The sequence below is a fragment of the Geminocystis sp. GBBB08 genome (assembly GCF_016743215.1).
Classification (GTDB): domain Bacteria; phylum Cyanobacteriota; class Cyanobacteriia; order Cyanobacteriales; family Cyanobacteriaceae; genus Geminocystis.
The window spans coordinates 1-15,690 of sequence record NZ_VRZC01000085.1; the positions used below are offsets into that span (position 1 = coordinate 1).

Below are 15,690 nucleotides of genomic sequence, written 5' to 3' on the forward strand. Positions count from 1 at the left end.
ATCATTACCTACACCACCGCCAATACTATCATTGCCATTGCCACCGACAATACTATCATTACCGTTATCACCTATGAGGGTATCGTTTCCATCGCCACCAGTGAGAGTATCGTTACCGTCACCTCCATTAAGGCTATTATTCCCAGTGTTACCAGTAATAAAGTTATCTAAAGTATTACCCGTACCGGTAGTAGCAGTGCCTGTTAATGTTAGATTTTCGACATTATTTGTTAAGGTGTAGGTGATTATAGAAATTACTGTATCTGTGCCTTGATTGAGGTTTTCTACGACAACATCAGAGTTACTATCCACATAATAGGTATCATTACCATTGCTCCCAACAATACTATCATTACCGTTACCACCGTTGAGGGTATCGTTTCCATCGCCACCAGTAAGAGTATCGTTACCGTCACCTCCACTGAGGTTATTATTCCCACTATTACCCGTGATATTGTTATTTAAGGTATTTCCTGTACCGTTAATATTTGCCGTACCATCTAAAATGAGATTCTCCACGTTACTACCCAAGGTATAACTAATACTAGCAATGACGAGATCTGTTCCTTCATTAAAGTTTTCTGTCACTACATCTCCTACGCTATCCACATAGTAAGTATCATTACCAATACCACCAATGAGGGTATCATTTCCTGTACCACCTTTGAGGGTATCATTCCCGTCACCACCATCGAGAATATTATTTCCATTATTACCGGTGATAATGTTATTTAGGTTGTTACCTGTACCGTTAATACTTCCTGTACCACTTAAAGTCAGATTTTCCACGTTTCCACCTAAAGTGTAACTGATACTAGCAATTACTAGATCTGTCCCTTCATTGAGGTTTTCTACTACCACATCCCCGCCATTATTCACATAGTAAGTGTCATTACCATTACCTCCCACCATACTGTCATTCTCTTCTCCACCATTGAGAATGTCATCACCATTACCCCCCAATAAGGTATCGTTTCCGAAACCGCCATTGAGAGTATCATTACCATCAAGACCACTAAGACTTCCAGGTCCGGTAATACGTGTAATATTGTTATTTAAGCCATTTCCTGTACCGTTAAAAGTTCCTCCTGCATTGAAAATAAGATTCTCCACGTTGGCGGTTAAAGTATAACTGATACTAGCAGTTACACGGACTAAATCTGTTCCTTCATTTAAGTTTTCTACCACTACATCTCCTACACTATTCACATAGTAAGTATCATTACCATTACTTCCTACCATAGTGTCATTTCCTTCACCACCGTCAAGGGTATCATTACCGCCACTACCATTGAGAATATTATTGCCACTATTACCAGTGATATTGTTATCTAAGCTATTTCCTGTACCGTTAACGTTTCCCGTACCACTTAAAATCAGATTCTCTAGGTTATTACCCAAAGTATAGGTAATACTGGCAAGAACTCGATCAATTCCCTGATTTACTTCTTCTACCACTACATCCCCTAGACTGTCCACATAATAAGTATCATTGTCATTACCCCCTATCATGGTGTCATTTCCGGCACCGCCATCGAGGCTATCAGTTCCCCCATTATCCATGAGAATGTTATTGCCACTATTACCAGTGAGAATGTTAAATGAATTATTGCCTGTACCGTTAATATTTCCCGTACCAATCAAGGTGAGACCTTCTACATTCTCCGTTAAAGTGTAGCTAATACTGGCAAAAACTTGGTCAAAAATTCCCTGACTTGCTGTTTCTTCTAATATATCCCCAATACTGTCCACATAGTAAATATCATTACCACTACTTCCCCTCATCCTGTCATTTCCTGCACCACCATCGAGAATATTATTTCCACTATTACCTACGAGAACGTTATCCCCTGCATTGCCAGTACCGTTGATGTTTGCAGTTCCTGTTAAAGTTAGATTTTCTACATTAGCGGGTAAAGTAGTAGTGACAGAAGAGGAAAGAGTATCGATAATTGTGGTAATGGCTATTGTATTATCTAAAGTTCCATTGTTGGGATTACTTAATATTAATGTAAAGGTTTCGTTTGGTTCATTAATGAAATCATTGAGAATGGGAATAGTAATTATTTTACTGGTTTGCCCAGGGGAGAAAGTCAAAGTTCCACTGGTGCTAGTATAATCTTCACCGGCTAAGGCTGTTCCGTCAATGGTTGCGTATTGTACTGTCACCGTTTGAGTACTTGCTTGAGAAAGAGTTACAGTGTAAGTTATATTTTGGGGATTAGTCATGCCTTCCACAAGGGTTTGATTGCCAATCAAATTAATTCTTGGGGTAGCGGGTATATCTGTTTGAATTTTAAACACCCAACCGCCGGCAATCGTGCCTACCTTTTCCAATTCATCATCATCTACTACATATAAGCTCCATGTTCCATTGGGATTAGTATTATTGAAAACAGATAAGTCCGTATTATAAGAACCGGCGGGGGCTGGATTCGGGAAAAAGTCTGGTTCTACCCCTGATGTGCCTACTAGATTGTTAGGTTTATAAGTACCGCTGGTGGTTATATTGGAGTTGTTAAGGAAATTGGCGGCGGTGGCATCAAAAGTTAATGTTACTCCATTGGTAGCTATATTTTCCCCAATGTCAGACATTAAGATAGTTTTTGCCCCTGTGGGGCCTACTAAGAGAATATCAATGTTTCCTGTCCATGAATGACTTAGATTCTTGAGAGTCACAGTAATTTTATTTATATTACCACCTAATCCCGACACATTAATATCAGAAGGATAGGGAGTTGAACCGCCCACATTAACATCATCAATCAAGATGGGGGCTGTATTGCTAAAGGTAACGATTCCATCATCATTTTGAATTGTGCCAGTTGCTGTGGAGAAAATAAATGTTGCTCCATTGGTGGGATTAGAAAGGGTGACAGTAAAAGTTTCGTTCGGTTCGATCGCGGTATCCCCTTGAACATTGATGGTGATTAGTTTCGATGTTTCTCCCGAAGCAAAACTGACAGTACCTGATGGTAATATTCCTCCCACAAAATCACCACCATTAGGAGGGTTAGCACCCGAACCGGTTAATGCCCAATTGACACTATCAGTATTAGTTGTGAGTCCACTGCGAGTGACAGTAAAAGTAAAAGATGTTGTACCGCTATTTCCTTCAAATTGAATAATACTAAGAGGGGTAATGGATAAGGCAATATAATTCGGATTAAAAGTTCCTGAAACATAATATTGTCCCAAACTACCATAGTCAGTGTATCCTGTGGGATCGCTAGAAAGGGGATTTCCCGTGCCGACACCATCAATATATAGATAATACTGTCCGGCACTCAAAAATAGATTGGAAAAATTTGCTGATAATGTATTTGCTGGATTAGATTGAGCAATTAAATTTCCCCCACTATCATAAATTCCTGCCCAGATGTCTAAATTAGGTCCGTAAGACTCTAAATATTCGGTGGTAAAACCTCCAGCACCGTCAGAAATAAAAGCCCTTGAAATGGGGTTAATGTTAAAGTCAAAAGTGCTATTGCCAATCGTATTAAAGGAAAAAATATCTATATCCGTATTTCTCTCTATAATACCAAAACTATTCAAATTATTGAGATCTAAAACTGTAGCAGTGCCGTTAGTATTACCATGATCATCTGTGCGATAGCCAAATCCATTATTAGTTGTAATTATTGCCAGATCATCTTCTGCTTGATTGCCATTATAATATTCACTGGCTTTTGTCCATTGAGTTACGTTGCCATAAGCACCAATAAAACCGGCACCCATAATAGGAGCCCAGCTTGTTTCCCCACTACCATGACCTCCATAATATTCCCCACCAGCAAGTTGACCATCATGATTTAATCCTAGAGTATGACCTACTTCGTGACTAATGGTTTCTCCCCCGGCATAAGCTCCCTGATTAAACGTTAAAGCAACTCCATCATAATCCCAGTTAAAACTCTCAAGATAGGCTGTTCCCCCACCTCCTGCATTAGTAATGTCTCTGCCAGTGTCTAGATTGAGATTATCTGTCATTACAACTCGAATACCCCAACGAGTGTCTCCACCACCGCTATTAATTAATTCACCTAAGTCTGTGGGTTCTTCTGTCGTGACGTTGATATTAAAAGGAGCAAAATCTTCCGCCGCTCTTTGCCACATTAACTGAATTTCCTCTAACTCAGTATTACTAAAAGAGTTTGGATTACCGTCTGTATTATAGCCACCGAGTCTTAAAGAACCTCCATTTTCCCATATACTACTACTCATAAAATGACCGTTAAAGTCAAGATAGATAGTATGGTTAGCATTGGGATTACTATGAAGTTTAAAGGTGTTTGCTAAAGAAGTGGGGGCGTTAAGGATTATGGTTGTGGCTTGATTTTGGTTGGAACTTTGCCCATAGGGAAGGGAACAAGAACCACATTGACAAATTAAAGTATGAGGGTTTACATTTGATATAATTGATTCTAAACTATCACTTATTGATGAGGTGTTTTCTGCAATTGAGGAAAAAACAGGTGAATCATAGATATTATTAGCTAATATTGCTTTAATCTCATCTATACTAGAATTTTCAAAAAAACTTTTAGCGAGGTAAATATTGTTATCTTGTTGAGAGCAAAAATTATTGTTGTTGAATAATGCATCTTGTACAATGAAAATACTTAGGGGAGTAGTTTTGTTATCAAGTTTGTAGTGTGGAATTTCCCAACCCTTAATTTTCTCTAATTTTTCCTGATCATCCTGACTCAATTTAAGAATATAATTTTTAAAATCAAATTCACTGAAGCTATTTTCTAAGTTTTCCTTTAGGAGTAGAGGGAGATTATCATCCAATCCCATAGTAACTATGCCATCGGAAGCCGTTTCATTAGTACTCATAAATAACTCCTAAAATTTATCATAGTCGAGAGAGAATAAGATTGATAAATGTCTATAGTAAATTCTATAATTTTTGTTCTCAAAGTAACAAATATACATAAAGTAATGTAAAGGCAAAAAACTAAAAGGGAAGACGCACACTCAAAAAAAGTAGCTATCTTTGAAGCTATCATTGCCATATTTTTTTTTTAATAAAAATAAAAGAATTAGAAATTACTCAACCGTTGTTGTAAATCTTCTACTGTATCGCTACTATTCCTGTGGATAAACCAGAAGCAAGAAACCCTCCTGTACCACTGGCTGGATCATAGACAGTTTCACCGACCAACGGTTCATATTTAAAAACTGATTTGGGAGGTTGCATACCTCCTTGTATTCTACAAACATCACCTAATTTAACTTGTTTCCAAAATTTAGCCTCCTCACTGTGTAAGTGCGATCGCCCCATAATAAGTAAGTAGGCAAAATTAATTGTATGTTTACTTTATGAAAGACAGAAGATAATAAGCAATAGGCAACAAGGATTGTATGTTATTTTAATTAATTTAAAAATTTACAATCTATTTTGCATTTGCACGAGTACTTAATCTCACAAATATCAGCTAATTTAACCCATTGCCAACCATCAGGTAAATTGTGCTTATTTTTAGTCATTTTCTCCTTACATTTAATCTAAACGTTGACAACGAATCCCATTATTTTTTACTATAATGAGGGATGTTTTTAACTGTGATTTATATTCAATAACAACATCAAGAATTTTCTGAGCATATTCTGATAATGTAATTTGTTTAGGGGATAATCGCACAAAATTAACCCCATATTTAGCAGACTTTTTTCCTAAAATTAAATCACTGATAAAACGTTTATCTTCAGTGATCAAAATCGCTTTTAATTCATTAGCTAATTTTAAAACTTCTCCATTGGTGACACCTCTATAGTTTTCAAAAATAGCCTCCACCTCATAACCGTATTCTCTTAATTTATCAATCGCTTCTTTTTTGATATTTTCATCAGCTAGAAATTTCACAATATTCGTCAAATAATTTTTTTAAATAATGATCATTATCTAAAGATTGAGCAAATGCGATCGCACCTTCAACAGCATCTAAAGAAAGACTAGGATAAGAAGCAATTAATTGTTCTTTAGTTTGTCCAGAAGCCAAATTTTCTAATATTAATTCTACAGATATTCTAGTACCTTTAATACAAAGTTCACCACCTAATATATCATTATTTTGACTAATAAAATTATTATCAATAATAGTATTTTTATTAATTTTTTCGGTTTTATTCTTGAGGTATAAAATTAAATCTAACTGCTCATCAAAATCTAATTTATTTATTTCTTCAATGACTTTTTTAAACATTAAACTGGTCATAAATTTTTGCTCTTATGTTGTTAACTTACTACTTTGAAAACAACTGATTTTATCTTAAAAATGATGATGGATGAGGAGTAATAGCCAAAATAGTAATATACTTTTCTTGTGGACCATAAAACCAAAAAACTCGATAAGCACTAGGTGTTTTATTTTCTACATAGGCTTCAAATATCTCCTCATTATTCGCCCCAGATAAACCATAATATTTATGGGTATTAAGACTTGGATGACGGGGGTTAATTGACAACAACCCCAATGTTTTTAGAACTTTTTTATATTTTTTAGATTCATTTTGTTGCAAAAAATTAAGCGTTTCTTCTGCTTCATCAGAGAAATTCAAATCAAACATAATCTATTATTAATCATCATCCTCAATCTCAAGATCAGCATATTGAGAAAAATCACCTAAATATTTAACTTTTCCCTGTTTTGCCTGTTCAATTCCTCTCAACAGGGAGTTTAAAGCCTCTTGATTATGCCATAAACATTGTTCATGTTCACGAATATTATCGGATAGGGGCATTTTTTCAGGTTGAGGAGATTTAATAATAGTCATTACTTTTCAACTGCATTGAATCTTGATTATTCAACTATATTTTATCGCAAAAATGTTTTGACTTATGTTGGTAATAAAACTTCTTTTCTAATGGTGGACGATGCGCACCCTACAAATCGACTTATTCTCCCTTTATTAAGGGGAGTTAGGTGGGATCAAATGATGATAACTTTGTCAAAAACTCCTCCCCAAATAAACGAGTAGCGTTGGTATAGTCATAAACCCGAAATATCAACTTACCAGAAGGAGGATGTAACCTTGTACCCCTACCAATCATCTGATAAAAAGTGAGGGGCGATCGCATATAACGGAAAAACACAATATTTTGCAAAGCAGGCACATGCACCCCAGTAGTCAACAAATCCACCGTAGTAGCGATAAAATGACTTCTCGAAGACTCCTTTAAATCAGGTAAATAATCATTACCCGAACTTTTTGCCGTACATTTAAAAGCATAATCTGAAAACAGTTGACGGTTATTTTGAGGACACCAATCAACATAAATATTATTCATAGTAATCGCCACCTCATCAGCGTGTTTATCACTAACTAACACAGAAGATAACGGTTTTTTGCTCAGGTTTACCCTTTTGTACTAAAATTGAAAGCCATTTTATTAGATTCAACATCTATTCCACCTTCAATGTCAGAAGTCGCCAAACAGTTAGGATACCATCGTAGAACTTTGACAAGACGTTTTCCAGAAATATCTCAGCAGATTTCAGCAAAATATTTGAAATACAAGAAAAATAATCGAATCCTAAATATACAGGAATACTGCCGAAAAGTTGAAGAAACAGTCATCGAATTACATTCTCAGGGAATTTATCCTAACGAATTAAAGGTTTCTCAGATTCTGTCTAAATCGGGCAATTTTCGAGACAAAGAGGTTCGAGAGGCGTTCAAAAGAGCTAGGGCAAAAATTGGAATCAGATAAAATATTTAACCATAATCTTGCCACGTTTTTGTGGAAGCATAAATATGGAATCAGGGCAAAGTTATGATTCAAGTCACATAATCGACATTAGCATTGCAAGATAAAAAAATGGGTCGCCTGAGATTCGAACTCAGGACCAATCAGTTAAAAGCCGAGTGCTCTACCGCTGAGCTAGCGACCCGTTTGTGTTTTTTTTCACAACATTAACCATCATAACGCACTTTTTTCAAAAATGCAATGAGAAAAACTTTTTTTAAGATTAATTTATTAAAAGCCTAAAACCTTGATGAAAACTGATTTTTATTTATTATTTATTTGATTACGCCAAGAAAACAGATTATTTCTCACATTTTCATATACTTGTCTTTCTTCGGGGGTAACATGAGTTTCTTTGATATAATTGTCAATTATCTCAATACATTTATTTAATCCGGTAAGATCAATCATGTCACCTTCTTGAAAAAATAATAAGTTTCTGGTGAGATGATCCCCCGAACGAGAACGAATATAATAATAACGACAACGATTAGCTTGTATTGCCAGTGACGGTGTTTCCTGACTATAGGTTTTGACGGGTAATAGTAGGCTTATTGTCATTACAATTATAGTAAAAAAATTTTTGAATATGTTTAACATTATTTACCTCTCAAAAAATGATTTAGATACTTGAGATTAGGCAGAAAGTTTTAAGGTTTTAGGGATTAAGTTTTCGATTTTTAGTCTTGTTTAATGAGAGAAACTACCACAAAATTTGTTAGACTTACCTGTGCTAGTTAAACAATTTACCAAAAATTTAATCAAAAAACTAGATAAATTCATGAATATTAATTATATAAAAGAAAAGATAGTTACTGCTCATCAAATGCACGAAATAGAGCAAAAAATTTTTACTGAAGGAATGCCTGGAGCTAGTTTAATGGAAAAAGCAACATTATTATGTGCTCAGAAAATTAGTCAAGATTATCCTTTAAATAATTATAAACTAATTGGATTTATTATTGGTAATGGTCATAATGGTGGTGATGGTTTAGTTATTGCAAGGGAATTATTTTTCAAAAATTATCAAGTTAAATTATATACTCCTTTAGCAGAAAAATCTAAAACTTTAACCGCTCAACATTTACAATATGCTCAATTTTTAAATCTTAATTTTGTTACTAATATTAATGATTTAAAAGATTCTGATTTAATTATTGATTGCCTTTTTGGCTTTGGTTTAAATCGGGATATAAATAATTCTTTAGCCGATGATATTTTAATAATTAATAGTTGGCAAAAACTTATAATTAGTATTGATGTGCCTTCAGGGATACATACCGATACCGGAGCTGTTTTAGGAGTAGCAATCAAAGCCAGTCACACTTTATGTTTAGGTTTATGGAAATTAGGTTTATTTCAATCTTCTGCATGGGAATATACGGGAAAACTAGACATAATTGACATTGGTATTCCTAATAATTTAGTTAGTCAAATAATTAATAAATCTCCTACTATAAAAATGATGACGGCTGTAAAAGCTAAAACAATTTTACCTTTGCCTCGTGCTATTAATACTCATAAATATAAACAAGGTAATTTACTCTTAATTTGTGGCTCTAAAGAATACCCAGGGGCGGCTTTATTAGCAGGATATGGGGCAAAAAGTAGCGGTGTCGGAATGTTAACTTTAGCAGTGCCTGAATCTTTCAAATTTCTTCTTCTAAATCATTTTCCCTTTGCTTTAGTTATTGGTTTACCTGAAACAAATTCTCAGGCGTGCGCGCAGCGTGCCGTTGGCATCACCTTTGATGATCTGCTATTTTTAAATAAGTATGATACCATTGTTTTTGGTATGGGTATTTCCCAAAAAAATTTATTTTTCAATGAAAAATTTTTCGAGAAACTTTTAAATACAGAAAAACCATTAATTATTGATGCGGATGGTTTAAGTTATCTATTAAAAAATAATTATTTGGAGATTTTATCTAAGCGTAAATTTTCGACAATTTTAACTCCCCATGAAGGAGAATTTAAACGTTTATTCCCCGATTTAGACTTAAATATAGATCGTTTTAGCACACTACAACAAGCCGCTAAAAGAATTAATAGCACAATTTTATTGAAAGGGGCAAAAACCATGATTAGTTATCAAGGCGAAAAAACTTGGATTATAAATGAAGGCACTGCGGCATTAGCCCGAGGCGGAAGTGGAGATGTGTTAAGCGGATTTATTGGTGGTTTAGTGGCACAAAAAGATTTAACTAATCATCCTATTGAAGATATAGTGGCTACGGCGGCATGGTTACATCAACAAGGTGGAATTTTAGCGACACAAGAATATACACAAATGGGTGTCGATGGGGTTACTTTAGCTGATTATATCAATAAGGCGATCAGAATCTTAAGTAATAAGTAATAAGTAATAAGTAATAAGTGAGAAGTAAGATTAAATGAGGTTTAGTAATTTGTGATGAATAATCATAGTAATGAAGATAAATTTATTGTTACGGAATTATTTGATAATAAGGGAGAAAAAGGAGAATATTTTGTTTGGGAAATAATTAAAATAGTATTTAAAGATAGAGTTTGTTTAGCTTATTGGCGTTATCCTATTTTTTCTGAGAAGGGTAGAAGAAAAGAAGTTGATATTTTAATTATTGATCAACAATTAGGTTTAATTATTATTGAAGTAAAGTCTGTAAAAATAGAGCAAATTTTAAGCATAAATGGACATTTTTGGCAATATCAAAATTTTTATATTAATGGCGGTAATCCTTATCAACAAGCAGAAAATCAGCTATTTAATTTGTTAGATTATCTAAAAAATGAGCCTAATTTATCTCAAAAAGTAACGGCAAAAGTTGTTATTGCTTTACCTTATATAAAAGAGGAAGAATGGCAGAAAAAAGGTTTTAATAAGTTACCGAGTAATCCGCCGATTATTTTTCAAGATGATTTAGAAGATTTAAGTTTATTTTTGAATAAGTTAGTTAATTTATCTCCCGTTATATCAGGAAATAAGTTAGATGAAAAACAATGGAATTTATTGTTATCTATAATTGCGGGAAAACAGGTGTTAGAAACACCTAAATATCGAGTTTTAACTAAAGAAAAAACTAAAGGTAAAATATTACAAGATTTAGCTAGTTATTCCAATAACTTAGATTTAACACAAGAAAAAATTGTCAAAGAAATTAGTAATTATATTCAAGAAATTAGAGGCATTGCTGGTGCTGGAAAAACTCTTATTCTATGTCAAAAAGCTGCTTATTTACATTTAAAGTATCCTCATTGGAAAATTGTGATCGTCTTTTTTACCCGTAGTTTATATGAGCAAATAATATCATTAATTGATAAGTGGTTAAGATATTTTAGTCAAGGAAAAATTACTTACAGTAACTATAATAAAAATCTGTTAATTTTACACGGTTGGGGAGGGAAAAACCAATTAGGTTTATATAGTTTAATTTGTCAGAAAGTGAAGGAGATAAAGTTAGGGGTAAATGATACTAATAATCAGTCACCCAATGAGGCATTAGCAGAGGCTTGTTACTATTTATTAAAAAATAAAAAAATTCCTGCTTTATTTGATGTAATTTTAATAGATGAAGCACAAGATTTTATTTCTCAAAAATGGATATATGAAGGCAAACAACCTTTTTTTTGGTTAGTTTATCAAAGTTTAAAAAGTAGTAATACTTTAGATAATACTCAAAAGAAGTTAATTTATGCCTATGATGAAATGCAATGCTTAAACCATCAGTTAAGTTTGAGTGCTTTTGACTTATTTGGAGAAAATTCTTCTCAAAAATTATTGACAAGTATTTTTGCTAATAGTTATCGCACACCTAATAAAATTTTAAATACGGCTTTTGCCATGAGTATGGGTTGGTTCAGATATTTAGGTATTTTAAGAATAATTAATGACGAGAAAAGTTGGCAAGAAATTGGTTATAAAATTATCGGAAAAATAGCTGAAGGCGAAACAATTACTATTGAAAAAATTAACTCTAAGTTTTTACACCCATTAACAAAATTTTATCAAGAAGAAGTGATTAAGTTTCAAACATTTTATTCTCGACAACAGGAGTTAAATTATTTAGCAAAAGCTATATTAACTAATCTTAGATATGATGGTTTACAACCGACAAAACAAATTTTAGTTATCATTTTAGGCAATAGTTATTTTGTGAAAGAATTACAGAGTCAGTGTCAAGAAATTTTACAAAAAAAAGCCATAGAAGTATTTATTCCTCATCATCATAATCCCAATAAATTTTGGGAAGAAGGGATGATAACGGTAACAGGAATTCATCAAGCCAAAGGAAATGAAGCACAAATGGTTTATATTATAGGATTAGATCAAGTTGCTAAAGAAGAGAGTAATATTAGTTTAAGGAATCAATTATTTGTGGCGTTAACTCGTAGTAAGGCTTGGGTGAATATTAGCGGTGTTGGTAAATATGTCATGTATGATGAGTTGAAAAAAGTTTTGACTTGTGATGATAGTTTTACTTTTACTTTGCGTCAACAACCATTAAAGATAATAAAACTCAGTAAAAGAGAAAAGTTAATTGATAATTTTGCCTTAGGATGTAGGAATTTTCAAAATATTGACTTATCGGGAGAAAATTTAGAGAATCTTTCTTTGAATAAAATTAACTTTATTGGTGCTAATTTGCAGGGAGTAAATTTTCAAGGAGTTAGTTTACAAAAAGGAAAATTAATTAATGCTGATTTAACAGATAGTAATTTTAGTCAAGGTAATTTATCTTATTGTAAATTAATGGGTGCGAATCTCACGGGGGTAAATTTTTCTAAGGCAAATCTTCGAGGTGCAGATTTTTCTAATGCTATTATTACTAACGCTAATTTTAATGAGGCAGATTTAACTGATACGATTTTTGACGATATTAGACCTCTTGCAAAATAAAAATTAAAATCTATTTAAGGTGAGGAATAATCAATTTTAATAACCATTGGAAGAGTGCCCATTGCCCATTGCCGCAACTTGGTGCAGAAGTCTATTCTAAATTCTAAATTCTAAATTTTTCCCTGACGGAAATGCCACAAATCAAATAGGATTGCTATATATTCTTCTTCAGATATTTCTTTTTATTATAAATTGTTAATATTGATTTAAGTTTTGACAAATAAAGGTTTAAACTATTCCCCATATTAAATTTAACCCATGAACTCTAATAAAATACAACCATTAGGATCCGTTATTCAAGGTTCATTAAGTAGTGGACTAGAAGTGCGATTACATCCTGATATATCAGTAGAAGATATGAGAGTTGGTAAATTTTTGGTAGTAAAAGGTACTAGATCGAAGTTTTTTTGTCTTTTAACCGATGTCTCTTTAGGCACTTCTAATCCTCGTATTTTTACTCATCCTCCAGATCATAATGACAGTTTTTGGTTAGATATATTAGCAGGAAGTGATACTTATGGCACTATTGAAATCGCACCAATGTTAATGTTGACGACAAATCAACAAGAATCTGTTAATAATTTTGATAATATTCCCCAATTAAAAGGATTTGACATAGAATTACAACTTTTACCTGTTAAAACTATTCCTAGCCATTTTAGCCAAGTTTATGAGTCCACAGAGCAAGATTTTCGTTCGGTTTTTGGCTGGGAAAATGATCCATATAAATGTAATTTCTCTATCGGTCAACCTTTAGATATGGATGTTCCTGTCTGTATGGATTTAGGGCGTTTTGTTGAACGTAGTAACGGTATTTTTGGCAAGTCTGGTACAGGAAAATCATTCTTAACACGGTTATTAATTTCAGGTATTATTCGCAAAGAAGCGGCCGTTAATCTGATGTTTGATATGCACTCAGAATATGGTTGGGAAGCTGTCAGTGAAGGAACTTACACAAGTACTGTAAAAGGCTTAAAACAACTTTTTTATAATCGAGTCGAAATTTATACCCTAGATGCTGAATCCACTAATCGCCGAGGGGTGAGAAGTGCTCATGAGCTATATTTGAGTTATGATCAAATTGAGATTGAGGATTTACGCTTAATTGCTAGAGAATTGAATCTATCAGAAGCTAGTTTAGATAATGCTAATGTTTTAGCTTCAGAATACGGTAAAGATTGGATTGATAACCTCTTAGAAATGACAAATGAGGAAATTTCGATGTTTTGTAACGAAAGACAAGGGCATCAAGGCTCAATTATGGCACTACAACGCAAGTTAAAACGTCTTGAAAGTCTCAAGTATATGAAAACAGCTTGTGCCCATAATTATATCAAAGAAATTCTTGATTTATTAGATGGTGGTAAACACGTTGTAATTGAATTTGGCTCACAAGGTAATATGCTTTCTTATATGCTTGTTACCAACATGATTACTCGTCGTATTCATACTGCCTATGTCAAAAAAGCTGAGAAATTTTTACAAACGAAACAAGTAATCGATCGCCCTCGTCAATTAGTGATTACTATAGAGGAAGCTCATCGTTTTCTCGATTCTAAAATTGTCAATCAAACTATTTTCGGCACTATTGCACGAGAGATGCGTAAATATTTTGTAACCTTGCTTATTGTAGATCAACGTCCTTCAGGTATTGACAATGAAGTAATGTCGCAAGTTGGTACAAGAATTACTTGTTTACTCAATGATGACAAAGATATTGATGCTATTTTTACAGGTGTTTCCGGGGCTACTGGTTTAAGATCAGTATTAGCCAAACTTGACTCTAAACAACAAGCCTTAGTTTTAGGTCATGCTGTACCAATGCCTGTAGTTATTCGTACTCGTCCTTATGATCAAGAATTTTATAGTCAAATTGGTGATAGTGATTGGCTGAAAAAAAGTGATCAAGAAGTTTTTGAGGCAGCAAAAGTAGCAAGATCAGATATATTTTAATCGTGTTGGTGAATTAAGTATAGTTTTTTCTGTTTTGTAAAACTTGATCATCAAAAATTACAATGTAACCTGAGTTCGATATTTAAGCTAAAATCAAGACTAATGATTGCTTGTTTATTTTTTTTGCTGAGTGATGGTTATGGTTAGTAATGTGGACTTATCTCAATGGCAGTGGCAGAACACAGAAAAAGGAAGTTATCTTACCTGTAAATTATTGGCACATTGGCAACATGGTTTTTTTTCAAGTCATTTTTACTCACAAACGCCAGAAATTTTAGTTAAATATCTTCACCCTTGTGCTTCTAGTTATCGAGTAAAACAAATTCATAGTAATATAATCCTTTCAACGGATACGATTGATCATCATCGGCTTAAGGATTCTAATTTAATGGAAGCTGATGGTATTATTACCCAAAAATCTTTACAATCTGTTTGGTGTGCTAGTGCTGATTGTACACCCGTACTCATTGCTGATGCTCAAAATGGTAATGTTACAGCTATTCATTCTGGTTGGCGTGGTACTTCTACTCAAATTGTCCCTAAGGCGATCGCCTTTTTAAAATCTCAAGGTTGTAAGCTAGAAAATTTGTTATGTGCTTTAGGTCCTGCTATTGATGGTAAGGTTTACCAAGTAGATGCTGATGTAGCCGTCAAAGTTTTAAAGACTGTCATTCCTAAGGCTGAAAATTTAGATATTGAGGATATTTTAACGGAAGGTTATCGATTGCCAAACCAAGTCATTCTTCCTGAGAAAGAAACAAATAAAGTCAGGTTAAATGTCACTCAAGTAATTAATTTACAAATTCAACAACAAGGTATTTCTTCTGAGCATATTGCCATCTCCCCTTATTGCACTTATCAAACTCCTGAATATTTCTTTTCTTATCGTCGCACAAAAGAGAAAAAGGTACAATGGTCTGGAATTATTTCTCATTAAAGTTAATGGGAATGACTCAAAAAACAGAAAAAAAATTCTAATTAACCTGAGTTCGATATAAAATTATCGGTAAAGGTCAGACGCTTAGGACTAGGGGACGATTCGACTAGGAGAGAATAGACTTAAACATTATTAAAATTGATTTTCGATAATTATTTATCAAATTTAATT

At 33.5% G+C, this 15,690-nt stretch carries 13 protein-coding genes and 1 tRNA gene; 5 read left to right on the top strand and 9 right to left on the bottom strand.

The window, feature by feature from the left end; genetic code table 11:
• From FWJ34_RS11780 to FWJ34_RS11810, 7 genes are all read right to left on the bottom strand, one after another.
• Positions 1-4,839, bottom strand: a 4,839-nt coding sequence (locus FWJ34_RS11780; RefSeq protein ID WP_308255518.1) for a Calx-beta domain-containing protein, incomplete at its 3' end; no start/stop codon positions are given.
• Positions 4,840-5,077: 238 nt separating this feature from the next.
• Positions 5,078-5,287 (bottom strand): hypothetical protein, encoded by a 210-nt coding sequence (locus FWJ34_RS11785; protein WP_308255519.1) that lies wholly within the window; start codon positions 5,285-5,287, stop codon positions 5,078-5,080.
• A gap of 219 nt (positions 5,288-5,506) precedes the next feature.
• Positions 5,507-5,881 carry a DUF5615 family PIN-like protein gene (locus FWJ34_RS11790; RefSeq protein WP_308255520.1) on the bottom strand — a complete coding sequence of 125 codons (375 nt, stop codon included), beginning with the start codon at positions 5,879-5,881 and terminating at the stop codon, positions 5,507-5,509.
• Positions 5,853-6,221 (bottom strand): DUF433 domain-containing protein, encoded by a 369-nt coding sequence (locus FWJ34_RS11795; protein WP_308255521.1) that lies wholly within the window; start codon positions 6,219-6,221, stop codon positions 5,853-5,855. The genes FWJ34_RS11790 and FWJ34_RS11795 overlap by 29 nt, the downstream gene beginning before the upstream one ends.
• Before the next feature lie 49 nt (positions 6,222-6,270).
• Positions 6,271-6,573: a hypothetical protein gene (locus tag FWJ34_RS11800; RefSeq protein WP_308255522.1), complete on the bottom strand. Its 303-nt coding sequence runs from the start codon at positions 6,571-6,573 to the stop codon at positions 6,271-6,273.
• A gap of 9 nt (positions 6,574-6,582) precedes the next feature.
• Positions 6,583-6,780: a hypothetical protein gene (locus FWJ34_RS11805; RefSeq protein WP_308255523.1), complete on the bottom strand. Its 198-nt coding sequence runs from the start codon at positions 6,778-6,780 to the stop codon at positions 6,583-6,585.
• A 145-nt stretch (positions 6,781-6,925) separates the two neighbouring features.
• Complete coding sequence (locus tag FWJ34_RS11810) at positions 6,926-7,336, bottom strand: hypothetical protein (protein WP_308255524.1); 411 nt, start codon at positions 7,334-7,336, stop codon at positions 6,926-6,928.
• Positions 7,337-7,423: 87 nt separating this feature from the next.
• On the opposite strand from FWJ34_RS11810, the gene FWJ34_RS11815 reads away from it, so the two are divergent.
• On the top strand, positions 7,424-7,717 hold the full coding sequence (locus FWJ34_RS11815; RefSeq protein ID WP_308255525.1) for a hypothetical protein: 294 nt from the start codon (positions 7,424-7,426) through the stop codon (positions 7,715-7,717).
• A 109-nt stretch (positions 7,718-7,826) separates the two neighbouring features.
• Here FWJ34_RS11815 and FWJ34_RS11820 read toward each other — a convergent pair.
• Together FWJ34_RS11820 and FWJ34_RS11825 are read right to left on the bottom strand one after the other, a co-directional pair.
• Positions 7,827-7,898 (bottom strand) — tRNA-Lys (locus FWJ34_RS11820).
• A 119-nt stretch (positions 7,899-8,017) separates the two neighbouring features.
• A complete protein-coding gene (locus FWJ34_RS11825; protein WP_308255526.1) occupies positions 8,018-8,314 on the bottom strand; it encodes a hypothetical protein in 297 nt (98 codons plus the stop codon).
• 220 nt (positions 8,315-8,534) lie between these two features.
• Between FWJ34_RS11825 and FWJ34_RS11830 the strand changes: the two genes are divergently transcribed.
• The 4 genes from FWJ34_RS11830 to pgeF all read left to right on the top strand — a co-directional run bounded on the left by FWJ34_RS11830 (position 8,535) and on the right by pgeF (position 15,519).
• Positions 8,535-10,112, top strand: a complete 1,578-nt coding sequence (locus FWJ34_RS11830; protein WP_308255527.1) for an NAD(P)H-hydrate dehydratase — start codon at positions 8,535-8,537, stop codon at positions 10,110-10,112.
• A gap of 54 nt (positions 10,113-10,166) precedes the next feature.
• A complete protein-coding gene (locus tag FWJ34_RS11835; RefSeq protein WP_308255530.1) occupies positions 10,167-12,629 on the top strand; it encodes a pentapeptide repeat-containing protein in 2,463 nt (820 codons plus the stop codon).
• 258 nt (positions 12,630-12,887) lie between these two features.
• Positions 12,888-14,582, top strand: coding sequence for an ATP-binding protein (locus tag FWJ34_RS11840; RefSeq protein WP_308255528.1), 1,695 nt, complete (start codon positions 12,888-12,890; stop codon positions 14,580-14,582).
• A 139-nt stretch (positions 14,583-14,721) separates the two neighbouring features.
• On the top strand, positions 14,722-15,519 hold the full coding sequence (gene pgeF, locus FWJ34_RS11845; RefSeq protein ID WP_308255529.1) for a peptidoglycan editing factor PgeF: 798 nt from the start codon (positions 14,722-14,724) through the stop codon (positions 15,517-15,519).
• The last annotated feature ends 171 nt before the right edge of the window (positions 15,520-15,690 follow it).

Bases quoted from the DNA above. Each gene is read 5' to 3' on its own strand.
- pgeF (WP_308255529.1), top strand. From the start codon at position 14,722: ATGGTTAGTAATGTGGACTTATCTCAATGGCAGTGGCAGAACACAGAA.
- FWJ34_RS11815 (WP_308255525.1), top strand. From the start codon at position 7,424: ATGTCAGAAGTCGCCAAACAGTTAGGATACCATCGTAGAACTTTGACA.
- FWJ34_RS11805 (WP_308255523.1), bottom strand. From the start codon at position 6,780: ATGACTATTATTAAATCTCCTCAACCTGAAAAAATGCCCCTATCCGAT.
- FWJ34_RS11825 (WP_308255526.1), bottom strand. From the start codon at position 8,314: ATGACAATAAGCCTACTATTACCCGTCAAAACCTATAGTCAGGAAACA.
- FWJ34_RS11830 (WP_308255527.1), top strand. From the start codon at position 8,535: ATGAATATTAATTATATAAAAGAAAAGATAGTTACTGCTCATCAAATG.
- FWJ34_RS11785 (WP_308255519.1), bottom strand. From the start codon at position 5,287: ATGGGGCGATCGCACTTACACAGTGAGGAGGCTAAATTTTGGAAACAA.
- FWJ34_RS11835 (WP_308255530.1), top strand. From the start codon at position 10,167: ATGAATAATCATAGTAATGAAGATAAATTTATTGTTACGGAATTATTT.
- FWJ34_RS11800 (WP_308255522.1), bottom strand. From the start codon at position 6,573: ATGTTTGATTTGAATTTCTCTGATGAAGCAGAAGAAACGCTTAATTTT.
- FWJ34_RS11840 (WP_308255528.1), top strand. From the start codon at position 12,888: ATGAACTCTAATAAAATACAACCATTAGGATCCGTTATTCAAGGTTCA.
- FWJ34_RS11795 (WP_308255521.1), bottom strand. From the start codon at position 6,221: ATGACCAGTTTAATGTTTAAAAAAGTCATTGAAGAAATAAATAAATTA.